5 protein-coding genes are annotated in these 4823 nt (G+C 70.2%); 1 reads left to right on the plus strand and 4 read right to left on the minus strand.

The genetic code is table 11. The features are described from left to right. Positions 1 to 130 precede the first annotated feature (130 nt). Complete coding sequence (locus AB0M20_RS27775; protein ID WP_364303089.1) at positions 131 to 1528, plus strand: serine/threonine-protein kinase; 1398 nt, start codon at positions 131 to 133, stop codon at positions 1526 to 1528. 1 nt (position 1529) lies between these two features. Here AB0M20_RS27775 and AB0M20_RS27780 read toward each other — a convergent pair whose 3' ends face one another. The 4 genes from AB0M20_RS27780 to AB0M20_RS27795 form a co-directional block, all read right to left on the minus strand. After that, complete coding sequence (locus AB0M20_RS27780) at positions 1530 to 2111, minus strand: dihydrofolate reductase family protein (protein ID WP_364303091.1); 582 nt, start codon at positions 2109 to 2111, stop codon at positions 1530 to 1532. Positions 2112 to 2176: 65 nt separating this feature from the next. Then, a complete protein-coding gene (locus AB0M20_RS27785) occupies positions 2177 to 3016 on the minus strand; it encodes a helix-turn-helix domain-containing protein (RefSeq protein WP_364303093.1) in 840 nt (279 codons plus the stop codon). A 69-nt stretch (positions 3017 to 3085) separates the two neighbouring features. Further along, positions 3086 to 3892, minus strand: a complete 807-nt coding sequence (locus AB0M20_RS27790) for an ATP-binding cassette domain-containing protein (RefSeq protein WP_364303095.1) — start codon at positions 3890 to 3892, stop codon at positions 3086 to 3088. Between the two features lie 13 nt (positions 3893 to 3905). After that, on the minus strand, positions 3906 to 4823 hold a 918-nt coding region (locus AB0M20_RS27795), incomplete at its 5' end, for an aldose epimerase family protein (RefSeq protein WP_364303097.1).

Consider the following 4823-nt stretch of genomic DNA (forward strand, 5'->3'; position numbering starts at 1 on the left):
GGTACTCGTCGTCGGTCGGGTTCACGACAGCGGGCCCTGCGATCGCCTCATACCTGGGGAACGAAACCACATGGCGGAAAGGTTGCCCTGTACCTTGTGTTCGGCATATCGACGGGCATGGTGAGGCGTTGTGACTTCTCGACCGGGGGCAGAGGTCGCTGCGCTGTCGCCGCGGGATCCGGCCGCCATCGGCCCGTATTCTCTCGTCGGCCGGCTCGGCGAGGGCGGCATGGGCACCGTCTATCTCGCCACGGATCCCCGCGGGCGCCGGGTGGCCGTCAAGGTGGTCCGCAGTCATCTCGCCGCGGATCCGGAGTTCGCCCGGCGGTTCCGGCGCGAGATCGACGGGGCCCGCCTGGTGCCGCCGTTCTGCACCGCCGAGGTGCTGGACGCCGATCCCGACCACAGCACGCCGTACCTGGTCGTCGAATACGTCGACGGACCCAGCCTGGCCGAGGTGATCGACCGCGACGGGCCGCTGACCGCGTCGAACCTGCACGCCCTCGCGATCGGCGTGGCGACCGCCCTGACCGCCATCCACGGCGCCGGGGTGATCCACCGCGATCTGAAGCCGCGCAACGTCCTGCTGCCGCCGGGCAGCCCCAAGGTCATCGATTTCGGCATCGCCCACGCGCTGCGGTCGGCCGACCGCCTCACGGCGGAGAACGAGCTCGTGGGTACGGTCGGCTACATGGCGCCGGAGCGCTTCGACCCGCGTGCGGGGGCCCCGGCCGAGCCGTCGGCCGACATCTTCTCCTGGGGCGCGGTCGTCACCCTGGCCGGCACCGGCCACGAGCCGTTCGAGGCCGCCACGCCGATGGCCACGGCGGCCCGCATCCTCACCGAGGAGCCGACCCTCGACGGCCTGCACGGGACGTTGCGCGACCTGGTGGCCGACGCTCTCGCCAAAGACCCGGCGCAGCGCCCGACGGCCCGCCAGCTGCTGGACCGCCTCCTGCACCCCGGCACGGCCGACGACACCCTGGTCCTGCCCGACCAGCCGGACCTGCGCGCCGCGGTCGAGGCGGTGACCTGGCGGTTCGAGAGCCCCGGCGCCGTGACGCGCCGTCGCCGCCGGCGGATCGCCGCCGCCGTCGCCGCGGTCGTCCTGGTCGGCGGGGGCGCCGCCACCGCCGTACCCCTGCTCCAGGAAGGCCGCCCGCAGGGCGTGATCGCCCAGCCGCCCGCCTCGCCCTCTGCCGCCGGATCGACGGCAGCGGCGGCTCCCGCGCCCGAGTGGGTGGGCGAGCTGGAGCAGAGCTTCGGCAGCGACGAGCCGGTCACCCTGCGGTTCGCGCTGGACGCGGACAGCGGCACGATCCGCTACCCGCGCCTGGACTGCTCGGGAACCGTCACGGTCACGAAGCGGACGAGCGAGAAGATCGTCCTGACCGAGCGGATCGACAAGGGCAGGTGCAGCTCGGAGGGCGACATCGTGCTCTGGCCGACCGGCCCGGCCACGATGCTGCTCGACTACAAGCCGGCCAGCGGCCGATACACGGCCACAGCGGCGATGACGAAGCGCTAGGTCAACGGCGCACCCGATAGCGCAGGTGAAGCACCCGGTCACTCTGGATCAACACGTCGGGATCCTCCAGCAGGTGCTGCGCGTGGACCGACCCGAAGTAGCGCTTGCCGGACCCGAACACCACGGGTACGACATCCATGCGCACCTCGTCGACCAGGCCCGCGGCAAGCGCCTGGCCACCGACGTCCCCGGCGGCGACCTCGACCAGGCGGTCACCGGCAAGCTCCTGCGCCTTCGCCACGGCTGCCTCGACGCCGTCGACGAAGTGGAACGGCGCCTCGGGGTCCCAGCCCTCGGGCTGTGGCCGGTGCGTCACGACGACCACGTGGTCGATCCCGCCCGGAGGCTTCCCGTCCCAGCCGTCGGTCATGTCGAAGACGTGACGGCCGGCGATCGTCACCCCGATCTGGTCCCAGTACGGCCGGATGTAGTCGTAGGACGTCTGCGACACCTTCACCTCGCCGCTTTCGTCCAACGGGACGTCGCCGCTGGACAACCAGTCGAACAGCGGTCCGGGCTGGTCGTTCTCGTCCGCGATGAAGCCGTCCACCGACACCGAGCTGTACATGACTACTTTGCCCATGGGCGCTCCTCTGCTTGGGGATGCCCTCAGGTTAGAGTTTCGTGAGCTGTCGCTCTTGTAAAAAATCAATCGGCCGGCAGCGGCCAGCTGTCCAGCACGTGGCCGGGATGTTCGCGCTGGAACCGCCGCCGGACTTCGACCCACCGGGTCGGTGTGAGCCCGGTGAACGCCCGGAACTCGTGGCCGAAGTGGGCCTGGTCGAAGTAGCCTGCGCCACTGGCGAGGTCCGCCCAGTCGATCGGTCCGGCAGGGTCGATCGCGAGCACGGTGGCGGCGAAGCGATAGGTGCGGGCCAGCCGCTTCGGCGTGACGCCGACGAGCTCCTTGAACCGCTGTGCCAGGTGAGTGCTGCTGACACCGGCTGCCACCCTCAGGTCGTCGATGGCCGCCGCCCCGCTGGTCGCCGCGATGATGCGGCTCGTATGGCGGACCAGCCCCAGGCCGGTGGTGTCGCCCAGCCGTCGCATCAGCTCCTCCTCGAGCAGCGTCAGCATGTCGTGCGGTCCCTCGGCCGTGGCCAGCCGGTCGCGCAGCTCGGCGACGGCGGGACGGCCCCAGATCTGCTCTATCGTCACCGGCCGGTCACACAGCTCGGCCGCGGGCATCGGCAGGAACGGCGCCGGCCCCCACGGCTTGAAGTGCACGCCGACGGACCGGGTCCGGGGTGGGTAACCGAACTCCAGCGCGCGGGCGGGCATGGTGACCACGCAGCCGTCGGCGTACTCGACCGTCTCGATGTCGGTGCCGGCGCGGATGCGGAACGGTGCCCCGAGGTTGACGATGAGGAACGCCGCCGGACTTGCCGGCAATGTCAGCCGGGCGTACGGCGGCGCACCCTCCAGGTAGTAGAGGTCGTCGATCAGCCCGTCCAGCGGCGGTCGCGGCACTCGGGACACGTACTCCACGCTCACAGCATCGCCGACGCCCCGCCGGCACCGCGCGCCGGGAGGGTGCAGCCGGCCGACTTCTTCCCCTCACCTTCCTTCCACGGACGGGTGGTGGTCGGCTGCGCGGCGGCGCCGGTCGCGGTAACCGGCCGTCATCAGCTCGGTGAGCTCGACCACCGACGTCTCGGCCGACATCCGGTCGAACGTGATGCGTCCCTGCTGGAGGACATTCACCCGGTCGCACACCGACAGCGCCTGGGCGTAGTTGTGCGCGATGATGACGATCGCGATGTCCCCGCGGTCCTTCAGGTCGCGCACGAGGTCGAGGATGACGGCCGCCTCCTTCGCGCCCATCGCGGCCAGCGGCTCGTCGAGCAACAGCAGGCGCGCCTGGGAGTAGACCGACCGCGCCACGGCGATCGCCTGCCGCTGACCGCCGGAAAGCTTGGCCGCCTCCACCGTGACGTCCCGGATGTCGACCCCCATGTCGTGCAGGTGCGCCTGCGCCAGCCGCCGCATCTTCCGGTTGTCGAGCAGCGGTCCGATGCGGTGCTCCCGGTTGAGGAACATGTTGTGGTAAACGCTGAGTTCGTTGACCAGCGCCAGATCCTGGTAGACGGTGTCGATGCCGAGCGAGCGCGCATGGTCGACGCTGCGCAGCGCCACCTCGACGCCGTCCACCACGATCCGGCCGGCGTCCGGCCGGTGGAAACCGCAGATGATCTTGATCAGGGTGGACTTTCCGGCGCCGTTGTCGCCGAGCAGGCCCAGCACCTCGCCCCGCTTGACGCGCATCGTCACGTCGCGCAGAGCGGTGAGCGCGCCGAACCGCTTCGCGACGTTCTCGACCAGCAGAGCGTCGGCCGGGGCCGTACCTTTCGTCGAGTCATTCACCGGGAAGCCTCCGTCATCCGGTCGTGCCGAACCGGTAGACCGTCGTGGTCTCGTACACCTGGCCCGGTCGCAGCACGGTGCTCGGGAAGCTCGGCTGGTTGGGTGAGTCGGGGAAGTGCTGGGTCTCCAACGCGAATCCGTCGCCCTGCCGGTACATCCGGCCGCTCGTGCCGACGAGCGTGCCGTCCAGGAAGTTCCCGGAGTAGAACTGGATGCCCGGCTCCTCAGTCATGACGTTCAGCACCCGGCCGCTGCGCGGCTCGACGACCCGGGCCGCCTGCACCAGGCCCGGCCTGCCGTGCCGGTCCAGGACGTAGTTGTGGTCGTAGCCGCGGCCGATGACCAGTTGCGGGAAGCTGTCGCGGATCCGCTCACCGATCGCGACGGGCCGGGTGAAGTCCATCGGTGTGCCGGCGACCGCATCGAGACTGCCGGTCGGGATCAGCGTCGCGTCGACCGGGGTGTACCGGCCGGCATTGAGCTGGAGCTTGTGGCCCTCGATGGTGCCCGAGCCCTCACCGGCGAGATTGAAGTACGTGTGGTTGGTGAGGTTGACGATCGTCGGCCGGTCCGTCGTGGCGTGGTATTCCATTCGGATGGCGTTGTCCCGGGTCAGCGTGTAGGTGACCGTCGTGCTCAGCGTGCCGGGGTAGCCCTGGTCGAGGTGCGGGCTCGTGTGGCGCATCACCAGGCCGACGCTGTCCCCGCGCCGGAACGGCGTGGCCGACCAGATGTGCTTGTCGAAGCCGACGTCACCTCCGTGCAGGCTGTTGGGTGCGTTGTTGATCGGAAGCTGGTATGCGACTCCGTCGAGGGTGAACCGGCCCAGCGCGATCCGATTGGCGTACCGGCCGGTGATGCAGCCGAAGTACGGGCTTCGTTCCACGTAGTCGGTGAGGTTGTCGAAGCCGAGCGCCACGTTCGCCGTGCG

Source organism: Actinoplanes sp. NPDC051633 (assembly GCF_040681735.1).
Taxonomy (GTDB): Bacteria; Actinomycetota; Actinomycetes; order Mycobacteriales; family Micromonosporaceae; genus Actinoplanes.